Origin of the sequence: Agromyces neolithicus, assembly GCF_039529735.1 — a bacterium.
GTDB lineage: Bacteria > Actinomycetota > Actinomycetes > Actinomycetales > Microbacteriaceae > Agromyces > Agromyces neolithicus.
The window spans coordinates 82,867-102,588 of record NZ_BAAANJ010000016.1; the positions used below are offsets into that span (position 1 = coordinate 82,867).

The 19,722-nt window shown below is 68.9% G+C and carries 23 protein-coding genes and 1 tRNA gene; 6 read left to right on the forward strand and 18 right to left on the reverse strand.

The window, feature by feature from the left end; all coding sequences use genetic code 11:
• The first annotated feature begins 73 nt into the window (after positions 1-73).
• Positions 74-670, forward strand: a complete 597-nt coding sequence (locus ABD164_RS15455) for an NADPH-dependent FMN reductase (RefSeq protein ID WP_344297189.1) — start codon at positions 74-76, stop codon at positions 668-670.
• Positions 671-731: 61 nt separating this feature from the next.
• On the opposite strand, the gene ABD164_RS15460 is transcribed toward ABD164_RS15455, so the two are convergent.
• From ABD164_RS15460 to ABD164_RS15495, 8 genes are all read right to left on the reverse strand, one after another.
• Positions 732-1,130, reverse strand: a complete 399-nt coding sequence (locus tag ABD164_RS15460; protein ID WP_344297190.1) for a PPOX class F420-dependent oxidoreductase — start codon at positions 1,128-1,130, stop codon at positions 732-734.
• 12 nt (positions 1,131-1,142) lie between these two features.
• Entirely contained in the window at positions 1,143-1,589 is a 447-nt protein-coding gene (locus tag ABD164_RS15465) for a pilus assembly protein TadG-related protein (RefSeq protein WP_344297191.1), read from the reverse strand.
• A complete protein-coding gene (locus ABD164_RS15470) occupies positions 1,589-2,080 on the reverse strand; it encodes a TadE/TadG family type IV pilus assembly protein (protein WP_344297192.1) in 492 nt (163 codons plus the stop codon). The genes ABD164_RS15465 and ABD164_RS15470 overlap by 1 nt, the downstream gene beginning before the upstream one ends.
• Entirely contained in the window at positions 2,055-2,372 is a 318-nt protein-coding gene (locus ABD164_RS15475) for a TadE/TadG family type IV pilus assembly protein (RefSeq protein ID WP_425545955.1), read from the reverse strand. The genes ABD164_RS15470 and ABD164_RS15475 overlap by 26 nt, the downstream gene beginning before the upstream one ends.
• 98 nt (positions 2,373-2,470) lie before the next feature.
• The gene (locus tag ABD164_RS15480) at positions 2,471-2,638 is read right to left on the reverse strand and encodes a hypothetical protein (protein WP_344297193.1); all 168 of its coding nucleotides are present in this window, start codon (positions 2,636-2,638) and stop codon (positions 2,471-2,473) included.
• Between the two features lie 60 nt (positions 2,639-2,698).
• On the reverse strand, positions 2,699-3,646 hold the full coding sequence (locus tag ABD164_RS15485) for a type II secretion system F family protein (protein ID WP_344297194.1): 948 nt from the start codon (positions 3,644-3,646) through the stop codon (positions 2,699-2,701).
• Entirely contained in the window at positions 3,634-4,494 is an 861-nt protein-coding gene (locus tag ABD164_RS15490; RefSeq protein ID WP_344297195.1) for a type II secretion system F family protein, read from the reverse strand. The genes ABD164_RS15485 and ABD164_RS15490 overlap by 13 nt, the downstream gene beginning before the upstream one ends.
• Positions 4,491-5,723, reverse strand: a complete 1,233-nt coding sequence (locus tag ABD164_RS15495) for a TadA family conjugal transfer-associated ATPase (RefSeq protein ID WP_344297196.1) — start codon at positions 5,721-5,723, stop codon at positions 4,491-4,493. Before ABD164_RS15495 ends, ABD164_RS15490 begins: the two co-directional genes overlap by 4 nt.
• Before the next feature lie 82 nt (positions 5,724-5,805).
• Between ABD164_RS15495 and ABD164_RS15500 the strand changes: the two genes are divergently transcribed.
• Positions 5,806-5,887, forward strand: a tRNA-Leu gene (locus tag ABD164_RS15500).
• A gap of 118 nt (positions 5,888-6,005) precedes the next feature.
• The gene (locus ABD164_RS15505) at positions 6,006-6,629 is read left to right on the forward strand and encodes a hypothetical protein (RefSeq protein WP_344297197.1); all 624 of its coding nucleotides are present in this window, start codon (positions 6,006-6,008) and stop codon (positions 6,627-6,629) included.
• 30 nt (positions 6,630-6,659) lie between these two features.
• On the opposite strand, the gene ABD164_RS15510 is transcribed toward ABD164_RS15505, so the two are convergent.
• From ABD164_RS15510 to ABD164_RS15520, 3 genes are all read right to left on the reverse strand, one after another.
• Positions 6,660-8,540 carry a glycoside hydrolase family 15 protein gene (locus ABD164_RS15510; protein WP_344297198.1) on the reverse strand — a complete coding sequence of 627 codons (1,881 nt, stop codon included), beginning with the start codon at positions 8,538-8,540 and terminating at the stop codon, positions 6,660-6,662.
• Between the two features lie 97 nt (positions 8,541-8,637).
• On the reverse strand, positions 8,638-9,435 hold the full coding sequence (locus ABD164_RS15515; protein ID WP_344297199.1) for an ABC transporter permease: 798 nt from the start codon (positions 9,433-9,435) through the stop codon (positions 8,638-8,640).
• The gene (locus tag ABD164_RS15520) at positions 9,432-10,148 is read right to left on the reverse strand and encodes an ABC transporter ATP-binding protein (protein WP_344297200.1); all 717 of its coding nucleotides are present in this window, start codon (positions 10,146-10,148) and stop codon (positions 9,432-9,434) included. The genes ABD164_RS15515 and ABD164_RS15520 overlap by 4 nt, the downstream gene beginning before the upstream one ends.
• A gap of 166 nt (positions 10,149-10,314) precedes the next feature.
• Between ABD164_RS15520 and ABD164_RS15525 the strand changes: the two genes are divergently transcribed.
• Entirely contained in the window at positions 10,315-10,875 is a 561-nt protein-coding gene (locus ABD164_RS15525; protein WP_344297201.1) for a helix-turn-helix domain-containing protein, read from the forward strand.
• Between the two features lie 26 nt (positions 10,876-10,901).
• On the opposite strand, the gene ABD164_RS15530 is transcribed toward ABD164_RS15525, so the two are convergent.
• Positions 10,902-11,774 carry an LLM class flavin-dependent oxidoreductase gene (locus tag ABD164_RS15530; protein WP_344297202.1) on the reverse strand — a complete coding sequence of 291 codons (873 nt, stop codon included), beginning with the start codon at positions 11,772-11,774 and terminating at the stop codon, positions 10,902-10,904.
• Between the two features lie 203 nt (positions 11,775-11,977).
• Here ABD164_RS15530 and ABD164_RS15535 point away from each other — a divergent pair, with 203 nt between their 5' ends.
• A complete protein-coding gene (locus ABD164_RS15535; RefSeq protein ID WP_344297203.1) occupies positions 11,978-12,736 on the forward strand; it encodes a DedA family protein in 759 nt (252 codons plus the stop codon).
• Positions 12,737-12,777: 41 nt separating this feature from the next.
• On the opposite strand, the gene ABD164_RS15540 is transcribed toward ABD164_RS15535, so the two are convergent.
• A complete protein-coding gene (locus ABD164_RS15540; RefSeq protein ID WP_344297204.1) occupies positions 12,778-13,707 on the reverse strand; it encodes a cation diffusion facilitator family transporter in 930 nt (309 codons plus the stop codon).
• 79 nt (positions 13,708-13,786) lie between these two features.
• Complete coding sequence (locus tag ABD164_RS15545) at positions 13,787-14,731, reverse strand: NAD-dependent epimerase/dehydratase family protein (protein ID WP_344297205.1); 945 nt, start codon at positions 14,729-14,731, stop codon at positions 13,787-13,789.
• A gap of 192 nt (positions 14,732-14,923) precedes the next feature.
• On the opposite strand from ABD164_RS15545, the gene sigJ reads away from it, so the two are divergent.
• On the forward strand, positions 14,924-15,865 hold the full coding sequence (gene sigJ, locus ABD164_RS15550) for an RNA polymerase sigma factor SigJ (protein ID WP_344297206.1): 942 nt from the start codon (positions 14,924-14,926) through the stop codon (positions 15,863-15,865).
• Here sigJ and ABD164_RS15555 read toward each other — a convergent pair.
• From ABD164_RS15555 to ABD164_RS15570, 4 genes are read right to left on the reverse strand one after another with little or no spacing between them, the layout of a single operon-like run.
• Positions 15,816-16,595 carry a response regulator gene (locus ABD164_RS15555; protein WP_344297207.1) on the reverse strand — a complete coding sequence of 260 codons (780 nt, stop codon included), beginning with the start codon at positions 16,593-16,595 and terminating at the stop codon, positions 15,816-15,818. The genes sigJ and ABD164_RS15555 overlap by 50 nt on opposite strands.
• Entirely contained in the window at positions 16,588-17,847 is a 1,260-nt protein-coding gene (locus tag ABD164_RS15560) for a sensor histidine kinase (RefSeq protein ID WP_344297208.1), read from the reverse strand. The genes ABD164_RS15555 and ABD164_RS15560 overlap by 8 nt, the downstream gene beginning before the upstream one ends.
• Positions 17,848-17,888: 41 nt before the next feature.
• A complete protein-coding gene (locus ABD164_RS15565) occupies positions 17,889-18,704 on the reverse strand; it encodes an ABC transporter permease subunit (protein WP_344297209.1) in 816 nt (271 codons plus the stop codon).
• 50 nt (positions 18,705-18,754) lie between these two features.
• Positions 18,755-19,672, reverse strand: a complete 918-nt coding sequence (locus tag ABD164_RS15570) for an ABC transporter ATP-binding protein (RefSeq protein ID WP_344297210.1) — start codon at positions 19,670-19,672, stop codon at positions 18,755-18,757.
• Positions 19,673-19,722 lie beyond the last annotated feature (50 nt).

The following is a 19,722-nucleotide window of genomic DNA, read 5'->3' on the forward strand; positions in this document are numbered from 1 at the left end:
GAACACTGGAACTGCGCGTCGCGTCGTTCAACGGGATCGCGCGTCGCGCTTTTCAACGAAGAAGGGTAGTGACATGGCCCAGATCATCGAGCACGAGCCTCCCTATGCCGTCGGCTACTTCGTCGGCAGTCTCGCCAAGGCATCCATCAATCGAACCCTGTCGAAGGCGCTGATCCGCCTGGCACCGGCCGGGCTCGAATTCACCGAGATCGAGATCCGCGACCTGCCGCTCTACAGCTACGACTACGACGGTGACTACCCGCCGGTGGCGCGCGAGTTCAAGGCGGCCGTGAAGGCGTCCGACGCGATCCTGTTCGTGACGCCCGAGTACAACCGCTCGATTCCCGGTGGCCTGAAGAACGCGATCGACTGGGCGAGCCGCCCGTGGGGGCAGAACTCGCTCAGCCGTAAGCCGTCGGCGGTGATCGGCGCATCGCCGGGTCACCTCGGCACCGCGGTCGCCCAGCAGAACCTGAAGAGCGTGCTGTCATTCTGCGACTCGCCGCAGATGAATGCCCCCGAGGCGTACATCCACATGACGCCGGGGCTCATCACCGACGACGGAGAAGTGACCAACGACGGCACCGCTGCCTTCTTGCGCAACTTCATGGACGAGTTCTACATGTTCATCGAACGCGTGCTCACGGTGGTGCCGAGGCCCGAGCACTGAGCGCAGAGCGGGGCCGGGTGGGCGCGGCGGCGCGCAAGCCGCGCCGCCCGGCGAATGCGATTCAGCGACCGACGATCTTCTCGACGTGCATCACGAGCACGATTCGGTCGGCCTTGTCGTCGGGCACGGTCGTGTCGGGATCGCCGTAGCGCCGGCCGAGGCGCACGTAGAACGAGCCCTCGGGGTCGGGGATCACTTCGGCCAGGCGGCCACGTACCTCGACGTACTTGAACGGGTTCTCGGGGTCGATCGCAGAGAGCGTCATCCGCGGGTCGGCCCGCAGGTTGCGGTACTTGGCGCGCTTCGTGGTGTGCGTGAACTGGACCGTCGTCGACTCGGGGTCGAACTCGAACCACATCGGGTTGACCTGCAGGTCGCCCCGTGGCTGCAGGGTGGCGAGGTGGCCGAATACCGGGGACGAGAGAATGCGCAGGAAGTGGTCGTCGATCGCTCGCGTCATGACACCATTCAATCAGTGGAACACCGACCGCGCGGTCGCCGTGACCTCGATGGGTACGGCGACGGGCAGCAGTTCGGTGTGGATGGGCGCGTGCCACACCGCTCGCAGGGTGACCGTGGCGCTGCGGCCGTCGGTCGATGAAGCTTCGACGAGCTCGACCTGGTCGAGTTCGTAGGTCGAGTCGCCGAGGTACTCGGAAGCCACGCGTTGCACTGCGGCGTCGTCGAGTTCGAACGACAGGTCGTCACCGTAGACGCGGATGGAGTCGAGGCTCCACGCCTCGGCTGCAGCGAGCGCCGCACCATCGGCGAGGGTGAAGAGGCGCTTGCGATCGAGGTAGAGCGATGTCGCGGCGGCGACCACGAGCACGAGCGAGATCCCGAGGAACGAGAAGAAGATCGTCAGCAGTAATGTCGATCCCCGCTCATCGCCGCGCATGCGTGCCCGCAGTCGACGCATCAGGAACCAGCTCGCGCGAAGCGGGAGACCGTCTGAGTGGCGCTCGCCTCGACCGGCACGCTGCCGACCATTCCGAGGTCGAGCACGTCGGGCACCAGCGGCAGTTGCACCCGCGCCTCGACCGAGATGCGCACCCGCGTGCCCGGCTCGTCGCAGCCGCTGCTCTCGCAGTCGATGACGACGGATGTCGCGTCGGCGTCGACCCCGTAGTCGGCGAGGGTCACCCGCACGGCCCGGTCGACGGCGCTTTCGGCACTCGTGCGATCCCCGGATTGCACCGCGATGCGCGCAGCCTGGCGAGCCGCGCCCTCGACCGCCAGCGCACCGCCCTGGATGGCAGCGAGGGCGAGCACCAGATAGACGATCGGCACGAGAAGGAGCATGCCGACGGTGAGGAACTCGAGCGACGCAGATCCCCGCTCGTCGCGCAACGACGAATCGGAGTGCGCGGCCGAACCACCGTCGTCAATCGACCGTTTCGACGGCTGCATGCCCGGTCACCTCCAGTGCGTGCTCGAGCCCGATCAGGCCGATCACCGGCATGGTCGTTCGAACCGTGATCGCCACGACCGGAACGTCACCGATCGACGTGCGGTAGGCGGAGACATCACCGGCGAACTCGCTCGAGATCGCCATACCGATGAGATCGCGTGTGCGCGCGACACCTGCCTGCTCTCCCGACCCCGCGAGCGCGGCATAACGCGCTCCTTCGGCCGCGGCGTCGAGCACCGTGTTGCGAACGTGCAGTGCGAGGGCGAGTTGCACGACGGCGAGCGCGAGCACGGTGAGCAGGATTCCGACGAGGGTGAACTCGGCAACGGCCGAGCCGCGTTCATCGGCGAAGAGCCTGCGCAGACTCGCTACGACCTTCGCCGGGCCGCTCAGAACCCCAGGACGCGACTGATCGCCTGGTCGAACACGCCGCTCAGGGCCGGACCCGCGAGCCCCCAGATCACGATGACGAGTCCGGCGGTCATGAGCGTGATGAGCACCCAGCCGGGGACATCGCCTCGCTCGTCGCGCAGGCGCTCCAGGATCGACGTACGCATGTGCATTCCTTTCGTTGGGGTACGGCCGCTCGCGGCCGGCGTCGCTCACGGATTCGGCCATCAGAATCCCGCTTGCAGCACGAGGTAGCCCGGGAACAACGCGAACGCGATGGTCACGGGAAGAATCAAGAAGATGAGGGGCACCAGCATCGCGATCTCCTTGCGCCCGGCGAGCTCGATGATCGTGCGCTTCGCCGCCTCACGTGCGTCTCCGGCCTGCGATCGCAGTACGACAGCAAGCGGGGCTCCTCGCTCGAGCGCGCCGAGCACCTGGTCGAGCGCGCGCGAGAGCGCGGCGTGGTCGAGCCCGTCACGAAGACCGGCGAGGGCCTGACCCAACGGCACGCCCGTGCCGACCGACGCCACGACGCCCGCGAACTCGCGAGGCAGCTCGCCCGCCCCGGCATCGGCGACACGACGGATGGCGTCGAGCATGCCTTCACCCGCGGTGAGGCTCAGCGTCAGGAACTCGAGCACGGTCGGCAGCTCGGATGAGATGCGGGCAAGGCGCCGTTTCGCTCGGCGGCTGAGCACCCAGTCGCGCAGCACGGCGCCCAGCGCTGCGGCGAGGAAGGGCAGGGCGATGCGCACGACCGTGGGCATGCTCGCGAACGAAGGCGCGAGCACGGCGACCGCTGCCGCGATCGCGAATGCCGCCGCGGCCCATGCGAGCTGCTCGCCCCTGAAACGTTCGACGGTCGCGGTGGAACCGGCCTGGCGAAGTCGCTTCGCGATGATGTCGTTGCCGCCGAGCCAGTCGGCGAGGATGTTGCGCAGCGAGTGCGTGAACGGTGCGACGATGAGCCCGAGCACTGGCGATGGATCTGCCGACCTACGTGCGACCATGACCCGCGCCTCGGCCGAGATGTCGGTGAGGAACGGCGCGACGCGCTCGGCCAGTCGCGGCCGCCCGATGCGCGGCACTGCCGAAACCACGAGCCAGAGCCCGAGCCCGAGCACCACCCCGCACAGTACGCCGAGCGCTGCGACGCCGTTCACCGGAACCATCGACGCTCCTCAGGAAGGCGGCCGAGCGCGATCATCGATCGGTAGGCGACGAGGGTCACCGCGAGCCCGACGACGATGAGCGCCGTACCGGCCGGCGAGTCGTACGCGATCATGGTCTCGCGTCGACTCGCGAGCACGACGAGCAATAACCACGGTGCGGCCACACCCAGTCGTGCCGCGTTGCGGATCCATGACTGCCGGGCCACGACCTCGGCGCGCAACGCCGCATCGTCACGGAGGTAGCCGGCGAGGCCGCGGAGTACTGCAGTGACGTCGCTGCCGCCGACCTCGCGAGCCATGCGAAGGGTCTCGAGGATGCGGTCTGAGACAGGGTCTGCCAGGTCGGCCTTCAGCCGGTCGAGGCAGGCCGAGAAGTTGCCGGTGCGTCGGTAGTCGCGGTCGAACGCGGCGAACGCGTTTCGCGTCGCGGCCGGCCCGAGTTCGGCGAGTGCGCCCACGCTCTCGGGGAGCGACATTCCGGCCCGCACCGAGGCGACGAGGTGGTCGACGACATCGGGCCAGACAGCGCGGTTCGCCGCCCGCCGTCGTGTGGCGCGTGCACGCACGAGCGCCGGGACGACCGCGAACCCCAGCACCGCTGCCACGATCGTGAGGATCGGCACCGCGAAGACCGCCTGCGCGACGGCCGCCGCGACGACGGCGAGGGCGAGCGACACTGCGACGACGACCGGGATCGGCACGCTGCCGAGGCCCGCGAGGGCGAGTTCACCGCGAATGACGACGCCAGGGTTCGCGTTCGATGGCGGCTTCTCACGAGCCGGCCACATGAAGGGCGCTGCGACGAGCAGCAGGCCGAGCCCCAGCAGCGCCCCGTACACCAGACTCATCGGGCGGTCCCGCCGAGCACGATGTCGGGATCGAATCCGTGCGCAACGTACTTCTCGAGTCGTGCAGGCCGAGTATCGGTCGGAACGAGCACGCCGTCGACGGTCTCGAAGATCGTGTCGACATCGACCGAGGCGCCGGTGCAACGACCCGTCGGCGCTGTGATCTCGGCGACGCGCCGCGCTCCTGTGCGATCGATGGTGAGGTGCACGACGAGGTCGATGCAGCTCGCCACGGTCGGCACGACGAATGACGAGTCGATGTTGCGACCTGCGAGCAGCGGCAGCGTGCAGAGCTTCGTGAGCGCATCGCGCGCTGAGTTGGCATGGATCGTGCACATGCCCGGAAGGCCCGAGTTCAGCGCGATGAGCAGGTCGAGGCTCTCGGCCTCGCGCACCTCGCCGACGATGAGCCGATCGGGTCGCATGCGGAGCGCTTCTTTGATGAGCCGGCGCAGGGTGATCTCGCCCGACCCCTCGAGATTCGGCTGCCGACACTGCAGCGCGACGATGTCGCGCACGTCGAGGTCGAGCTCGAAGGTCTCTTCAACGGTCACGACCCGGTCGGCAGTGCGGGCGCTCGACATGAGCGCGTTCAGCATCGTGGTCTTGCCGGTGTGCGTGGCGCCCGAGACCAGGATGTTCGCGCCGGCGAGCACGCTCATGCGAAGGAACTCGCTGGCGACCGGCGTGAGCGACGCGAGCTCGACGAGCCGGCCGAGCGTGCGGATGCGTTGTTGGAACTTGCGGATGTTGACCGCCCAGTGCGCTCGCGCGACGTCGGGGATCGCGACGTGCAGCCGCGAGCCGTCGGGCAGGGACGCGTCGACGAATGGCGACGACAGGTCGACCCGGCGGCCGGAGTGCTGCAGCATGCGCTCGACGAGTTCGCGCACCTCACGGTCGGAGAGCATGACGGTCGTCAGTTCTGCGACGCCGCCCTTGGCGATGAAGACCCGCGTCGGCCCGTTGATCCAGATCTCCTCGACCTCGGGATCGTCGAAGAACGGCTGCAGCGGGCCGTAGCCGGTGAGCGACGCCACGACCTCGCGCGCGGTGCCGTGCTCGTCGCCGAGGCCTGCGTGAGCGCCGGTGAGCGCACGCTCGCTGTAGCGCCGCACCTCTTCGCGCGCGTAGCGCGCGGTGACGGCGTCGTTGCCGGCCACGTCGACGCCGTCGCGGAGCACGCGCGTGCGCACTCGCTCGGCGATGGTGCGCACGGGATCCGACATGCCTCCATCATGCGGTGCAGCGGATGACTCGCCCCGAAGTTATCCACAGCACCCGCGCGCGCCTAGACTGATCGATGCACTCGCGGGAGTGGTGAAATCGGCAGACACGCAGGATTTAGGTTCCTGTGCCTTCGGGCGTGAGGGTTCAAGTCCCTCCTTCCGCACTCGACGACGTCCTGCCCCGCGTGTCGCCGTCGCCCTTCCCGCTCCTGACTGCGCCGGCCAGTACATTCGGCTCATCGGCACCGAAGCCGAACGCACGGCGAGAAGGAGGTCGGACTCATGAGCCCGCTCGAATTGGATGCCCTGGTCGACCAGGTCGTCGCCGAGGAGTCCGAGGCACTTCACGAGTCGTTCGCCGGGGGCGCGGAATTCGCGGTCACCCGCATGGAATCGCCGCGTCACCGAGTGCTGCACCGACTCGAATGCACCGTGCTCGAACCCGCGCTCGACCGCCGGGCCATCTGGACCGATGCGCGTCGCACCCGCCTGGCGGCAGATCGGCGCTACCGGCTCGCGATGCCGACCCTGCTCACACGCGAGGCAGCACAGCAGCTCAGCGAGGTGCGGGCGTGCAAGATCTGCTGGCCGAACATCCACCGACGCGATCCCGCACCCCTGCGCAGGCTTCGAGCCCTGGGGCTGCGCGAAACGCACGTGGGGCGCGTGCTCTCGACCGAGTCCGGCGAGTCGCTCGGTTCCATCAACCGGGTCGCGGCGAGCACCGGTGCCGACCTCTTCGGCCGGTCGAGTGAGGCCATCGAGGTCGTGACCTCGTCGCGGGCGTACTTCTACGAGCCGGCCGAGCACGTGTACCTCTGGAACCTGCCGACCGACGCCGAAGTGATCGAGCGCAAGACGCGGTTGTTCCGGCGCCTGGGTTCGGCGCTCATGCCGGTTCGCTGAGTCGCGGCCGATCGGCCGATTCGCCACGGCTCACGTGGTGCGGCGCCCGCTGACGAGCACAGGATCGACGAACCCCGAACCGTGATCGAGTTGGTAGTCGAGATTGACGGCCGCGTTGATCAGTGAGAGGTGACTGAACGCCTGCGGAAAGTTGCCGAGTTGCTCACCGGTGAGCCCGATCTCTTCGGCATACAGTCCGAGGTGGTTCGCGTAGGTGAGCATCTTCTCGAAGACCAGCTGCGCCTCCTCGAGGTAGCCCGAGCGCGCGAGCGCGTCGACATACCAGAACGAGCACAGCGTGAAGGTGCCCTCGGAGCCGAGCAGGCCGTCGGGCGATGCGCTCGGGTTGTACCGGTAGACGAGACTGTCCGACACCAGCTCTGTGTCCATCGCTGCGAGCGTCGCGAGCCACATCGGGTCGCGCGGCGCGACGAACCCCATGAGCGGCATCAGCAGTAGCGACGCGTCGAGCACGTCGGTCGCATCGTGCTGCACGAACGCGCGGCGCTCGGCGTGCCATCCGTTCGTCATGATCTGCTCGTAGATCGCGTCGCGCTGCTCGCGCCAGCGCAGAATGGGGGCCGGGCGGCCGCGCAGCACGGCGAGCCTGATGCCGCGATCGAGCGCGATCCAGCTCATGAACCGGCCGTACGTGAAGTTCTGTCTTCCGCCGCGCGTCTCCCAGATGCCCTCTTCAGGCGTGTTCCAGTTGTCGCACACCCAGTCGAGCATCTCGCTGAGCTTGACCCACCCGGCGTGCGGCAGCTGCAGCCCGTGCGTGTCGGCGAGGTGGATCGAGTCCATGGCCTCGCCGTAGATGTCGAGCTGCAGCTGGTCGGCGGCACCGTTGCCGATGCGCACGGGCGTCGATCCGCGATACCCGGCGAGGTCGTCGACGGTCTCCTCGATGAGATCGGATGTCCCGTCGACGCGATACATGATCTTCAGCGGCCCCGAGCCCTCGCCGACACTCTCGTGCACGCGCGCCATCAGCCATTCGACGAAGGCCTCGGCCTCTTCGACGTATCCGAGGCTGAGCAGGGAATACACCGAGAACGACGCGTCTCGGATCCACGTGTAGCGATAGTCCCAGTTGCGCTCGCCGCCGACTTGTTCGGGCAGGCCCGCTGTCGGCGCGGCCACGAGTGCGCCGGTCGGGGCATAGGTCATGAGCTTGAGCGTCATGGCCGAACGGGCAACCACCTCGCGCCAGCGGCCCCGGTACGACGACTGGCTGTTCCAGTCGCGCCAGTATCTGGTCGTCTCGAGGAACATCGTCATCAGTTCGTCGCGCGTGACCCGAGTCGGCGGCGCTCCCCCCGACTCCAGGACGACACCCGTGATCTCGCCGGCCTCGAGGGTTCCGGTGATGCGCAGCCCGTCGCCGACGACTTCGACGCGCCCGGCCTGCTGGCCACCGTGGTGCACCGGCTCGCCGACCCGATGCACTGTGAGCGATTGGGCGCCGGACGAGAACCGCACGCCGACGCCCACGTCGGGCTCCATCGTGTGCGTCGCACGCCCGTAATCGAAGCGCGGCTGGATCTCGGCCTCGAAGGTCATCGACCCCCGCACGACGCGAACCATGCGCACGATTCGGTGGCGATCGGTCGCCTCGCCGTCGGTGACCGGCATGAAGTCGATCACTTCGCCGACGCCCGCCTCGCTCATGAAGCGAGTGATGAGGATCGCCGTGTTGGGCAGGTAGAGCTGACGGGTCACATAATCATCGGTCGTCGGCCGCACGCTGCAGAAGCCGCCGCGTTCGGCGTCGAGCAGCGAGCCGAACACGCTCGGCGCGTCGAAGCGCGGAGCGCAGAACCAGTCGATGGTGGCGTTCGTGTCGACCAGTGCGGCGGTCTGCAGGTCGCCGATCAGCCCGTGGTCGGCGATGTTCGGATACTCACCCATGACGCCCCCAATCCCCCGCCCATCGTCTCACGCCGGTCAAGGGCTGGTCAGGGTGGAGTTCCGGGTCGGATGCCCTGAAGCATCCGCCCGGCGGCGCTCACCTGAGGTCGCGGCGAAGCGGCACGGCGACCGCCGCGACAGCGGCGACCACGGCGTACGCGAGGAGCAGCCCGGCACCGAGTCCCGCCGAGATGGTCGGCGCTGCGAGCCCCGACAACTCGCTCGCGAGCGCATCGGCGAGGAACGTCGACCCCATGAGCGCGGATGTCGCTCCCCCGGGGAGGAACGGGTGCACTGCGTTGACTCCGGGCACGATCATGAGCAGCGGTTCGAGGAAATAGAAGTAGCCGAGCACGATCCCGACGGCGATGAGCTGGTTGCCGGCCAGGGCCCCGATCGCGACGCCGATCACCATGTACACCGCCGCGGCGACCGCGAGCCCGGCCAGGAGCATCGCGAGTTCGGCGGGACCCGTGCCGAGCAGGATGCCGCGCGCGGCTGCGGCACCCGACACCGCGAGCCCCGCGGCGCCGCTCGTCAGCACCCCGTAGACGACGCCCAGCAGCCCGTAGACGAGGAGCTTGGCAGACAGCACCGCTCCCCGGTGCGGCGCCGCGAGGAAAGTCGTGCCGATGGTGCGGTGCCGATACTCGCTCGTCACGGCGATGGTGCCGATGAGGGCGGGGACGAACAGCAGCATCGCATTGATGCCGAGCACGACCCCGACACCCTCGGCGGTATCCAAGCCGGGCATCGGCGGGTTGGACTGATCTGGATCGATGAACCCGAGCAGCGCCGTCATCGTTCCACCCGACGCCACCGCGAGCAGCACGGTCCACAGCGGAAGCCGGGTGGAGGCGAGTCTGGTGAGTTCGCCGCGGATGAGCCGGCTCATGCGAGTTCTCCGATCGTCGCGAGCTGGAAGTACATCGCCTCGAGACCGCCCTGCTCGGCGAGCTGCGCTCGGGAACCGCTCCAGAGCACTCGCCCCCGTTCGATGAGCACGACGCCGTCGACGACCTGCTCGAGCTCGGCGAGCACGTGGCTGGAGATGAGCACCGTGCCACCGGCATCCGCGAATCGGCGGATGAAGAGCCGGAGCCACATGATCCCGGCCGGATCGAGGCCGTTCGAGGGCTCGTCGAGCACGAGCACGTCGGGGTCGCCGAGCAGCGCTGTGGCGAGCGCGAGCCGCTGTCGCATGCCCGTCGAGAATCCACGGATCCGCCGGTGCGCATAGGGCTCGAGCCCGGTCAGCGTGATGACCTCGTCGACACGGGCGGGCGCGTGTCCGCCGAGCGCCGCGTACGTACGGAGGTGCCCGACCGCAGTCATCGACGGATGCGCACCGGCGATGTCGAGCACGGCACCGACCGTTCCCGAGGGGTCGACGAGGTCGCGGTACGGCGTTCCACCGAATTCGGCCGAGCCCCGATCGGGTGCCGTGAGCCCGACGAGCATCCGCAGCGTGGTCGACTTACCGGCGCCGTTCGCGCCGATGAATCCGGTCACCTGCCCGGCTTTCGCCGTGAACGTCACGTCATGCACCGCCTCGACCTGGCCGAAGCGCTTCGCGAGCCCGGCCACCTCGATGTCGACGGCGCTCATCGGGCGGACCGCTCGGTGACGGGGCGCGACGATCTCGACTCGTTCTTTGCTGTATCGACGCACGATCGCGTGTCGTCGATGCACATTCCGGGCATGGTTCCTGCTCTCTCGTAGAATGGAATCAGTTTGAGAACGTTATCACGCTGAGAATAATGAGGGATGCCCCATGCCCGAGCCGTCGAATCTCGCCGACGTCATCCTTCACCCCGTGCGCCTGCGCATCGTCCAGCAACTCGGTGGCCGCGACCTCACCACCTCCGAACTGCGAACCGCGTTGCCGGATGTCTCGCAGGCGACGCTGTACCGCCATGTCGGCGCCCTCGTCGACGCGGGCATCGTGGCCGTCGCCGGGGAACGTCGTGTGCGAGGGGCGGTCGAGCGCACACTCACGCTCGGCGACCGGATGGCGCACGTCGACGCACCAGAACTCAACGCCATGGAGACCGGCGAACTGCGCCGGTCATTCCTGACCTTCCTCGCCCACCTGGGCCGCGACTTCGACCGGTTCGCCGACGCCGAGGACGCAGCCGCGCTGCGCAGCTTCCTCGGCTTCGGGCAGGTGCCCCTGTACGTCACGACCGACGACCTCGCGACTCTGCAGCAGGGATTGTCGGAACTGATCGCACCGCTGCTCGACGACCGCGGTGACGGCAGGCAGCGCGTCATGCTGTCGACGACGCTCGTGCCGGATCCCGAAGCACGAGGCGACGCGAACACGACCGCCTAGGCTCGTCGGGCACTCGCGGGAGTGGTTCAGCCGACCCGCGGCGGCCCCGCCTTCACCCGTTCACGCGAGTACGCGGCGACCCGTTCGGCCGGCACATTCCAGTCGGCCTCGAGCCACCACGTGACACCCGCCTCGGCCCACGGCCGCACGACCGCGGCATCGGCTTCGGCGTCGGTGCCGCTCGTGGTGCCCTCCTGCGTGATGTCGAACGGCCGGTCGGCCAGACCCGCGCGCTCGCGCTCGCCGAGTATCCAGGCGATCGCCTCGGCGGCGATCTCGGGCGTGTAGGTGCGCTGCTGCTCGATCGGGTCGATGCCGGCGGCGCCCGGCGGGGCATAGTTCGGGATCCACCCGTCGTACCGGGCGACGCGCCGCATCGAGGTCATGCGCGGCCAGACGCCGACGACCCACGTGGGAATGCGCGGCTGCTGCACGATCGCCGGCGGCAGCATCGTATCGGTGCGCTTCGCTCGGTAGTGGTCGCCTTCGTATTCGAACGGATGACCCTGCCAGAGGTGCTGCATGAGCTCGAGCCCCTCGTCGAGCAGTTGGGCACGCACCTTGCGACCGGGATCGTCCTCGAAGATCCAGAACCGCTCTTCGAAGTCTTGCGGCACGCCGAGCCCGGCCGACAGGATGACGCGACCCTTCGACAGCCGGTCGACGGTCATGGTCTGCCCGGCGAGCTCCCATGCGCGGCGCCGTGGCACGGGCGTGAGCATCGTGCCGAGCCGGATGCGCTCGGTGACCATCGCGACCGCCGCGAGCGTCGCCCACGGATCGGTGGCCCAGATGCCCTCCCAGACGAAGAAGGCGTTCCACCCTGATGCCTCGGCGAGCGGCGCGAGCTCGACTGCGAGTTCGGGGTCGGTACCGGTGAAGATGAAGCCGTGCCGCATGCGGGCGACCCTATCGCGGACCGCCGACACGATCACGTCGCGGCCATGACCCGACACGCGTCGGGCGAATGCAAGATTCATCCGCTCGGATGATTTCATTCGCGGATCCCGGTCGGTTCCAGCAACTGCTCGGTAGACTGCAACGACACCACGCCGCTTGTTGACCCGGCGTTCCGCCGTGTCCGACGACTGGAGCCCGCTGCATGATCCACACCTCACTCATTCCCTTCCTCGACCCCGAGTCGATCATCGCCGCGGCCGGGCCATGGGCGCTGCTGGTGGTGTGCTTCATCGTGTTCGCCGAGACCGGCCTGCTCGTGGGCTTCCTGCTCCCCGGCGACACTCTGCTGGTCATCTCGGGCCTGCTGTCGAATTCCGACGTGGTACCGCCGAACGGCGTCTTCGGGGTGTCGGTCTGGATCGTGGCGGTGCTCATCGCCCTCGCCGCGTTCCTCGGTGGCGAGGTCGGCTACGAGATCGGACATCGCGGCGGCCCGAAGGTGTTCGAGCGAAAAGAGAGCGGCCTCTTCAGCGTCAAGAACGTCGAGCGCACGAACGCGTTCTTCGAGCGGTTCGGGGGCATCACGATCATCCTCGCCCGATTCGTGCCGATCGTTCGCACGTTCGCTCCCGTGGCCGCGGGCGTCGGTCACATGCCGCGCGGCAAGTATACGCTCTACAACCTCATCGGCGCGGTCCTGTGGGGCTTCGGCCTCACCATGTTCGGGTACCTCGTGAGCTTCATCCCCCCGGTCGCCACCCTGGTGCGCGACTACATCGACATCATCCTGCTCATCGCGGTGGGCGGCACCGCCCTCATCACCGCCTGGCACTACTTCAGCGAGCGGCACAAGGCGAAGAAGGCAGCCGCTGCCGGCGATGACGTGGTCACCGACCATGAAGAGGCCGAGCACCTCGTGCTCGACCCCGAGGTGTTCGAGCGCGGCCCCGAAGAGCGCTGAGCAGCGCCTTCTTCACCCGCCTGCTCATCGTGTAACTCCGGTCACGGATGCTGCGGCTGTTCTCGCCCGGCACGACCCGCCGGCTCGAGTTGGAAGGTGGAGTGCGCGACGTCGAAGTGGTCGGCGAGACATCCGCCGAGCTCATCGAGCAGGGCACCCGTACCGCCGGATTCGAAGACCGACGACTCGACCTCGACGTGAGCGCTGAAGACCGGTGAACCCGACGTGATCTGCCACACGTGCACGTCGTGCACCGCGACGACGCCGGCAGTGCCGAGGAGGTGCTCGCGGATCTCGGCGACGTCGGTGTCGGCGGGCGCCGACTCGAAGAGCACGTGCATCACGTCGCGCAGCAACGTCACCGCCCGCGGCACGATGAGCACCGCGATCGCGATCGACGCGATCGGGTCGGCGGCGTCGAATCCGGTCGTGACGATCACGATCGCCGCGACGATCACGAACGCCGAGCCGATGAGGTCGCCCATCACCTCGAGGTAGGCGCCGCGAAGGTTGATCGAGTCCTTCGCGCCGCCGCGCAGCACGAGCATCGCAGCCACGTTGGCGAGCAGCCCGAGCACGGCGACGACGAGCATCGGCACGCCCTGCACCTCGTGCGCCTCGCCCTCGGCTCCGGTGATGAGGCGTCCGATCGCCGAGACGCCCACCGTCACCGCGACGACGACGAGGATGACGCCGTTCACGAGTGCCCCGAGCACCTCGGCTCGCCGGTACCCGTAGGTCTGCCGGTCGGTCGCCGGTCGCGCCGCGACCACCGCCGCGACGAGTGCGACGACGAGTCCGATGAGGTCGCTCGCCATGTGACCCGCGTCGGCCAGCAGCGCAAGCGAGCCGCTCAGGATGCCGCCGACGACCTGCACGAGCAGGAACGCGCCGATGATCGCGATCGCGACCCAGAGACGGGTGCGGTTGGTGGCCCCGTGGGCGTGGGCGTGATCGTGCGAGTGTGCCATGTCCCTTCCAGCGTAGGCGCGGATGCCGCAACCCTGCCGTGATGGGAATGAGACGCGTTCTCAGGGGGTGACCAGATGATCAGCCGAGCCCGGTGCGGAACCCCTCACGCCAGCTCGGATACGCGGGCGTCCATCCGAGTTCGCGCTTCGCCTTCGCATTCGACGAGCCGCGGATCTGCGTCATCATCGAGACGCCGTGCTCGCCGATGAGCGGGCGGGCCATCCACGCGGGAATCCGCATGGGCGGCTTGGCGCCGATGGCGTGAGCGAACTCCGGCAGCCACACCGACACGGGCGCGGGCTCGTCATCGACGATGTTGTACACGCCAGGTGCACCGCGGGTGACGGCCGCAGCAGCTGCGGATGCCGCGTCGTCGATGTGGCAGAACGACCACACTCCCGTGCCGCCGCCCACGACCGGGAGCTTGCGTGCCATGACCATCTCGACGATCTCGCCGCCACGCCCGATGTCGTTGCCCGGACCGTACAGGCTGCCGTAGCGGAGCGCCAGCCCCCCGGCATCCGTCGTCTGCTGCTCTACGTACCGGATCCCGGCGAGCGTCTCGCGCGACGCCTTCGTCGGGTTCGAGTCGAGCGGGTCCTCCTCGGTCTTCACCTGCCCGCCCGTTCGCTCATTCGACCAGCCCGTATAACTCTGTGCGACGAACCGGCCGACACCCGCCTCGGCGGCGGCGGCGAGCAGGTGGTCGGTGCCGCGCGTGCGCAGCGCGTTAGTCGCCGCGAAGCCCTGATCGAAGTGCTTCGTGTCGCCGACCTGCTCTCGGAGACCCGTGAGTTGGTGGATGATCGCGTCGGGCCGGGCGTCGAGCACCGCGTTGCGCACGGAATCCGCATCGAGGCCGTCCATGACGACGCCCCGCGCCCCCGCCGCCTCGATCGCGGCGAGGCGCTCGGTGCTGCGCGAACTGCCGACGACCTCGTGGCCCGAGGCCACGAGCATCGGCACCAACCTGGAACCCACGGCGCCCGTGGCGCCCGTGGCGCCCGCGATGAATACTCGCATGATCTCTTCCTCTCCTCACCCCCTCCGACGAATGACCCGCGCGTCTTGTGACAGCCCCGCACCTCCAGCTCGCTCGCGAGATGACGCGAATGGTCGGTATCACGGGGTGAGAGCGACGATTCGCGTCATCTCGCGGGGTGGCCGCGGCGCGCGCCCGCCGCGGGGCGAATCGCCCTGTGCCATGCTCTGAGCATGCCCGCTTCGACCGCGGAGCTCGGCCAGCTCCGTCCGCTCATGTTCTCCATCGCCTACCGCATGCTCGGCAGCGTGACCGAGGCCGAGGACGTCGTGCAGGACGCCTACGTGCGACTGCACGAGCGAGCGATCGCGGGCGACGTCATCGAACGACCGGAGGCGTACGCGTCCACCGTCGCAACTCGCCTCGCGATCGACGCGCTCCGGTCGGCGAAGCGTTCACGCGAGGTCTACACGGGTACGTGGCTGCCTGAACCGCTCCCCGACGACGACGCCGATCCCGCGCACCGCATCGAACGCGACGAGACCCTCTCGTTCGCCTTCCTTGCCGTGATCGAGCGCCTCGGGCCGGTCGAACGGGCTGTCTTCCTGCTCCGCGAGGTCTTCGATGTCGACTACGCCGCGATCGCCACGATCGTCGAACGCGACGAGGCGGCGTGCCGGCAGATCATGCATCGGGCACGCGAACGCATCGCCGACGGCCGACCGCGGTTCGAGGCGGATGCCACGCGCGACGCCGCACTCGTCGACTCGTTCTTCGCGGCGCTCCAGGCCGGAGACGTCGACTCCCTCGCGGGCGTGCTCGCCGACGACGTCGTCTTCTACGCCGATGGCGGCGACAAGGCACCCGCGGTGCGACATCCGCTGCTCGGAGCCGTGGCCGCCGCGAGATTCCTCGCGGGGCTCGCGCGACGCGGAGAGGGCATGGGCGTGCACCTCGAACGCACCTCGGCGAACGGTGAAGCCGCCCTGCGGGTCAGCGCGCCCGACGGTGCCACCCTGAGCGTGCTCATGGTGCACGTCGACGGCGGTCGGGTGTCGGTCGTCGGTAACCAGCTGAACCCCGAGAAGCTGCGACACCTCGGTCCCGTCGGCGATCTCGACGCGCTCATGTCGGCTCCACAGGAGGCCCCGCCGGACCCGAGCCACCAGGGGTGACCACGCCCGTCTCGTAGCCGAGCATGACGGCGTGCACGCGATCGCGCAGCCCGAGCTTCATGAGGATGCGACTGACGTGGGTCTTCACCGTCGACTCTGCCAGGTAGAGCGCCGACGAGATCTCAGTGTTGCTCAGACCGCGAGCGACGGCTGTGAACACGTCGGCCTCCCGTTCCGTGAGCGAGGCGAGGCGTGGGTCGTCGTGGCCCAGGCGGGCAGAGTTCGGGTCGATCGCGACCTGATGATCCGCCGGAACGGACCTCGCGTTCCCCCCGACTGGGAGCTGCGCTCCGAACAGGTCGAGCAGGCGACGCGTGACCCGAGGCTCGACGATCGCGTCGCCGGCGGCAACCGTGCGGATCGCACCGACCAGTTCGGCCGGTGGCGCGTTCTTGAGCAGGAATCCACTCGCGCCGGCGCGGAGCCCCGCGAACGCGTACTCGTCGAGGTCGAACGTGGTGACGATGAGCACACGGGTGCCCGGGAGTCGACGGATGATTCGCTCCGTCGCGGCGATCCCGTCCATCCCAGGCATGCGAACGTCCATGATCACGACGTCGGGCGCCAGTTCGTTCGCGAGCGCGACTGCCTGCGCACCGTCTTCGGCTTCGCCCACGACCTCCAGGTCGGGCTCGCTCTCGAGCACCATGCGGAATCCCAGCCGGATGAGCGCCTGGTCGTCGACGAGCAGCACCTGGATGCCACGCGCCTGCCGCCGCTCGTCAGCCATCGCCTGACCCTCCCGACTCGCCGCCGGCATCTTCTGCGGCGCTCCCGCCGTGCGGGAGGACGGCGTGGACCAGCCATCCGCCCCCGGGCGCGGGTCCGGCCTCGACCGTGCCCCCGAAGACCGCCGCCCGCTCGGCCATGCCGATGAGGCCGCGACCCGACCCGTCCGAGCCCGTGGCGTTCGTGCCCGTGTCGTCATCGGCGACTGTGATGGTCGTCGTGGCCGGTCCGTAGTCGATCGTGACGGTCACATGTTCCGCCTGCGACGCATAACGCAGTGCATTCGTCAGTGCCTCCTGCACCACACGATAGACAGCCAGCTCAAGCGCGGCATTCGCGATCGGAGCACCACCGACCGAGTACCGGACCGGTAATCCGGCGGCACGGAACCGGTCGACCAGGCCCGCCAGGTCGGCGTGTCCGGGCGCCGGTTCGCGGTGCTGCGCGGCCTCGGTCGACTCGCGCAGCACCGACAACGTCCGATGCATGTCCTGCAGGGCCGATCGTCCGGTCTCGGTGAGCTTCCCCAGCGCACGGCGCGCGCCCTCTGGGTCGCGCTCGAGGGTCGCATCGGCCCCGTCGGCGAGTGTGATCATGACGGAGAGGCTGTGTGCCACGATGTCGTGCATCTCCCCGGCGATGCGGCTGCGCTCAGCGAGGGTCGCGATCTGCGCCTGGCTGTCGCGCTCGCGGGCGAGCTGCTCGGCGCGTTCGGTGAGCGCCCGTACCCTCTCGGCGCGCTGCCAGGTATTCGTGCCGAGCAGCACACCGACGGTGTCGGCCATCGCGATGGTGAGGAGCGCCACGGGGATGTCGAAGGCGCTCGGCTCTCCGAGGTCCGCGGTGAGCCGCGGCAGCTGCACGAGGAGGCTCACGATCGTCACCGCGAAGGCCGCCGCTCCCGCGATCCATGCCACCGTCGGCGATCGGAACGCCGCCACCGCATACAACGCGATCGGCACGGCGAGGATGAGGTTCGACTGCGCCGAGAACGTGAAGACCGTGGTGAGCACCACCACCACGGCGAGCACCGTGAGCGGAGCACGACGGCGGAACAGGAGCGCGATCGCCGTGCCGGCGATCGTGACCACGTCCCAGACGGTGACCGTGGCCTGGCCGGTGACGACCTCGGAGGCGAGCGTCGCGACGACGATCGCCGTGAAGACGAGCGAGACTGCGGCGTCGACGAGCCACGGTCTCGCTCGGAGGAAGCGACGCGGGGCGCCTGCGGCGCGCGAAGTCCCGTCGACCACCGGGGCGCTCGTCCGGCCGGTCGAGGGACCCCGCTCGTCCATCACACGTCTCGTCTCTTGAAGGGCACCGCGCCCAGCACTGCCGCCCCTGCGGTCCACCCGAGCAGGACGAGTCCCCCGGTGGCGATCGGCTGCCAGCCGACCTGGGCTGCGGATTGGAACAGCATCATACCCGCGGAGCTCGGCAGCGCTGCGGCGAGGCTCGAGCCGATTCCCGGGATGATCGGAACCAGCGCCGGGGCGAGCACGAGCAGGCCGAGCACGGCTCCCATCGCCGCCGCTGTGCCGCGGAACAGCGAGGCGATCGCCGTCGACAGTGCGGCGACGAGGCCGAGGAACACCATGCCGCCCGCAAGCGACTGGAGCACCTCGGGATCGAAGAACGACGAGTCGAGCCCGAGACCGGCGAGCGCCGGCTGCACGATGAGCACGGAGGCGGTTCCGAGGACGAGGGCGATGGCAACACCGATGCTCGCCGAAACGAGGAGCTTCGACAGATAGACGGGCGTTCGACGGGGCACGGCGGCCAGGGTTGTCGCGAGCAGTCCCGTTGCCCGCTCGGGACTCACGGTGAGCACGCCGAGGATCGCGACGAGGGCGTACGCGAACATGAAGGCGAGTCCCAGCACGCCGACGCTCGGCGTTGCACCGTAGTTCTCGGTGACGATGGCGGCGGGGTCGGGGATGTCCGCCGCGGGCGCGAGCAGGACCAGGTAGAGGATGCCGGCTGCGAAGAGCAGGGTGAAGCCCAGGGCGAAGGCGGCCGTCCAGTAGGACGAGCGAACGGTCCCGGTCTTGACCCATTCGGCGCGGACGACTCGCGCGAACGTGACGCGCGGCGCGATCGAGGTGGACATGAAGGTGGATCTCCTTGGTTCTCGTGGTTCCGGTGCTGGTGTGCGGAGCATCATCGGATCGCTGCCGGGACCGCCTGGTACTCCAGGGCGGCGTCGGTGAGCGACAGGTAGGCCTCCTCGAGGGAGGCGGTGCGGGTCGTGAGTTCGTGCAGGAGCACGCCGCGGTCACGGGCCACTGCGGCGATCGCCGCGGCGTCGAGCCCGGTGATCTCGAGTTCGCCGGCGGCCTCGCTCGTGATCGTGACGTCGGGTCCGGCGATGGCGGCGGCCAGTCGGTCGGCGTCGGGTGACTTCACGCTGACGCGCGTCGCGCCGACTGCTCCGAGCACCTGCTGCATGGGCGCGTCGGCGATGAGCCTGCCACGTCCGATCACGATGAGATGGTCCGCTGTCTGCGCCATCTCGCTCATGAGGTGCGACGAGAGGAAGACGGTGCGGCCCTCGGCGGCGAGCGCGCGCAGGAAGTGGCGCACCCACACGATGCCGTCGGGGTCGAGTCCGTTGATCGGCTCGTCGAGCACGATCGTCTGCGGGTCGCCGAGCAGCGCGGCGGCGAGGCCGATGCGTTGCGCCATCCCCATCGAGTAGGAGCCGACGCGTCGCTTCGCGACACCCTCCATCCCCGTGAGGCGCAGCACCTCCTCGACCCGCGCCCGGCCGAAGCCGTGCGTTGTGGCGAGGGCGAGCAGGTGGGCTCGGGCGGTGCGACCGGGATGGACGGCGCCAGGCCCGAGGAGCGTGCCGATCTCGGTGATTGGAGCAGCGTGGTCGGCGATCGGCCGGCCGTTGACCCTGGTGGTTCCGGACGTGGGCAGGACGAGGCCGGCGATGGCCCGCATCGCCGTGGACTTCCCGGCTCCGTTCGGGCCGAGGAAGCCCGTGACCGTCCCCGGGCGTACGGTGAACGACAGGTCGTCGACCGCGGTGGTGGCGCCGAAGCGCTTGGTGAGGTGTTCGACTTCGATCATGATGATCGACGATTCCCTTCGAATCGGATGCCCCGCCAGGATGTCCCGGG

Bases quoted from the DNA above. Each gene is read 5' to 3' on its own strand.
- ABD164_RS15455 (WP_344297189.1), top strand. From the start codon at position 74: ATGGCCCAGATCATCGAGCACGAGCCTCCCTATGCCGTCGGCTACTTC.
- ABD164_RS15460 (WP_344297190.1), bottom strand. From the start codon at position 1,130: ATGACGCGAGCGATCGACGACCACTTCCTGCGCATTCTCTCGTCCCCG.
- ABD164_RS15465 (WP_344297191.1), bottom strand. From the start codon at position 1,589: ATGCGTCGACTGCGGGCACGCATGCGCGGCGATGAGCGGGGATCGACA.
- ABD164_RS15470 (WP_344297192.1), bottom strand. From the start codon at position 2,080: ATGCAGCCGTCGAAACGGTCGATTGACGACGGTGGTTCGGCCGCGCAC.
- ABD164_RS15480 (WP_344297193.1), bottom strand. From the start codon at position 2,638: ATGCGTACGTCGATCCTGGAGCGCCTGCGCGACGAGCGAGGCGATGTC.
- ABD164_RS15485 (WP_344297194.1), bottom strand. From the start codon at position 3,646: ATGGTTCCGGTGAACGGCGTCGCAGCGCTCGGCGTACTGTGCGGGGTG.
- ABD164_RS15490 (WP_344297195.1), bottom strand. From the start codon at position 4,494: ATGAGTCTGGTGTACGGGGCGCTGCTGGGGCTCGGCCTGCTGCTCGTC.
- ABD164_RS15495 (WP_344297196.1), bottom strand. From the start codon at position 5,723: ATGTCGGATCCCGTGCGCACCATCGCCGAGCGAGTGCGCACGCGCGTG.
- ABD164_RS15505 (WP_344297197.1), top strand. From the start codon at position 6,006: ATGAGCCCGCTCGAATTGGATGCCCTGGTCGACCAGGTCGTCGCCGAG.
- ABD164_RS15510 (WP_344297198.1), bottom strand. From the start codon at position 8,540: ATGGGTGAGTATCCGAACATCGCCGACCACGGGCTGATCGGCGACCTG.
- ABD164_RS15515 (WP_344297199.1), bottom strand. From the start codon at position 9,435: ATGAGCCGGCTCATCCGCGGCGAACTCACCAGACTCGCCTCCACCCGG.
- ABD164_RS15520 (WP_344297200.1), bottom strand. From the start codon at position 10,148: ATGAGCGCCGTCGACATCGAGGTGGCCGGGCTCGCGAAGCGCTTCGGC.
- ABD164_RS15525 (WP_344297201.1), top strand. From the start codon at position 10,315: ATGCCCGAGCCGTCGAATCTCGCCGACGTCATCCTTCACCCCGTGCGC.
- ABD164_RS15530 (WP_344297202.1), bottom strand. From the start codon at position 11,774: ATGCGGCACGGCTTCATCTTCACCGGTACCGACCCCGAACTCGCAGTC.
- ABD164_RS15535 (WP_344297203.1), top strand. From the start codon at position 11,978: ATGATCCACACCTCACTCATTCCCTTCCTCGACCCCGAGTCGATCATC.
- ABD164_RS15540 (WP_344297204.1), bottom strand. From the start codon at position 13,707: ATGGCACACTCGCACGATCACGCCCACGCCCACGGGGCCACCAACCGC.
- ABD164_RS15545 (WP_344297205.1), bottom strand. From the start codon at position 14,731: ATGCGAGTATTCATCGCGGGCGCCACGGGCGCCACGGGCGCCGTGGGT.
- sigJ (WP_344297206.1), top strand. From the start codon at position 14,924: ATGCCCGCTTCGACCGCGGAGCTCGGCCAGCTCCGTCCGCTCATGTTC.
- ABD164_RS15555 (WP_344297207.1), bottom strand. From the start codon at position 16,595: ATGGCTGACGAGCGGCGGCAGGCGCGTGGCATCCAGGTGCTGCTCGTC.
- ABD164_RS15565 (WP_344297209.1), bottom strand. From the start codon at position 18,704: ATGTCCACCTCGATCGCGCCGCGCGTCACGTTCGCGCGAGTCGTCCGC.
- ABD164_RS15570 (WP_344297210.1), bottom strand. From the start codon at position 19,672: ATGATCGAAGTCGAACACCTCACCAAGCGCTTCGGCGCCACCACCGCG.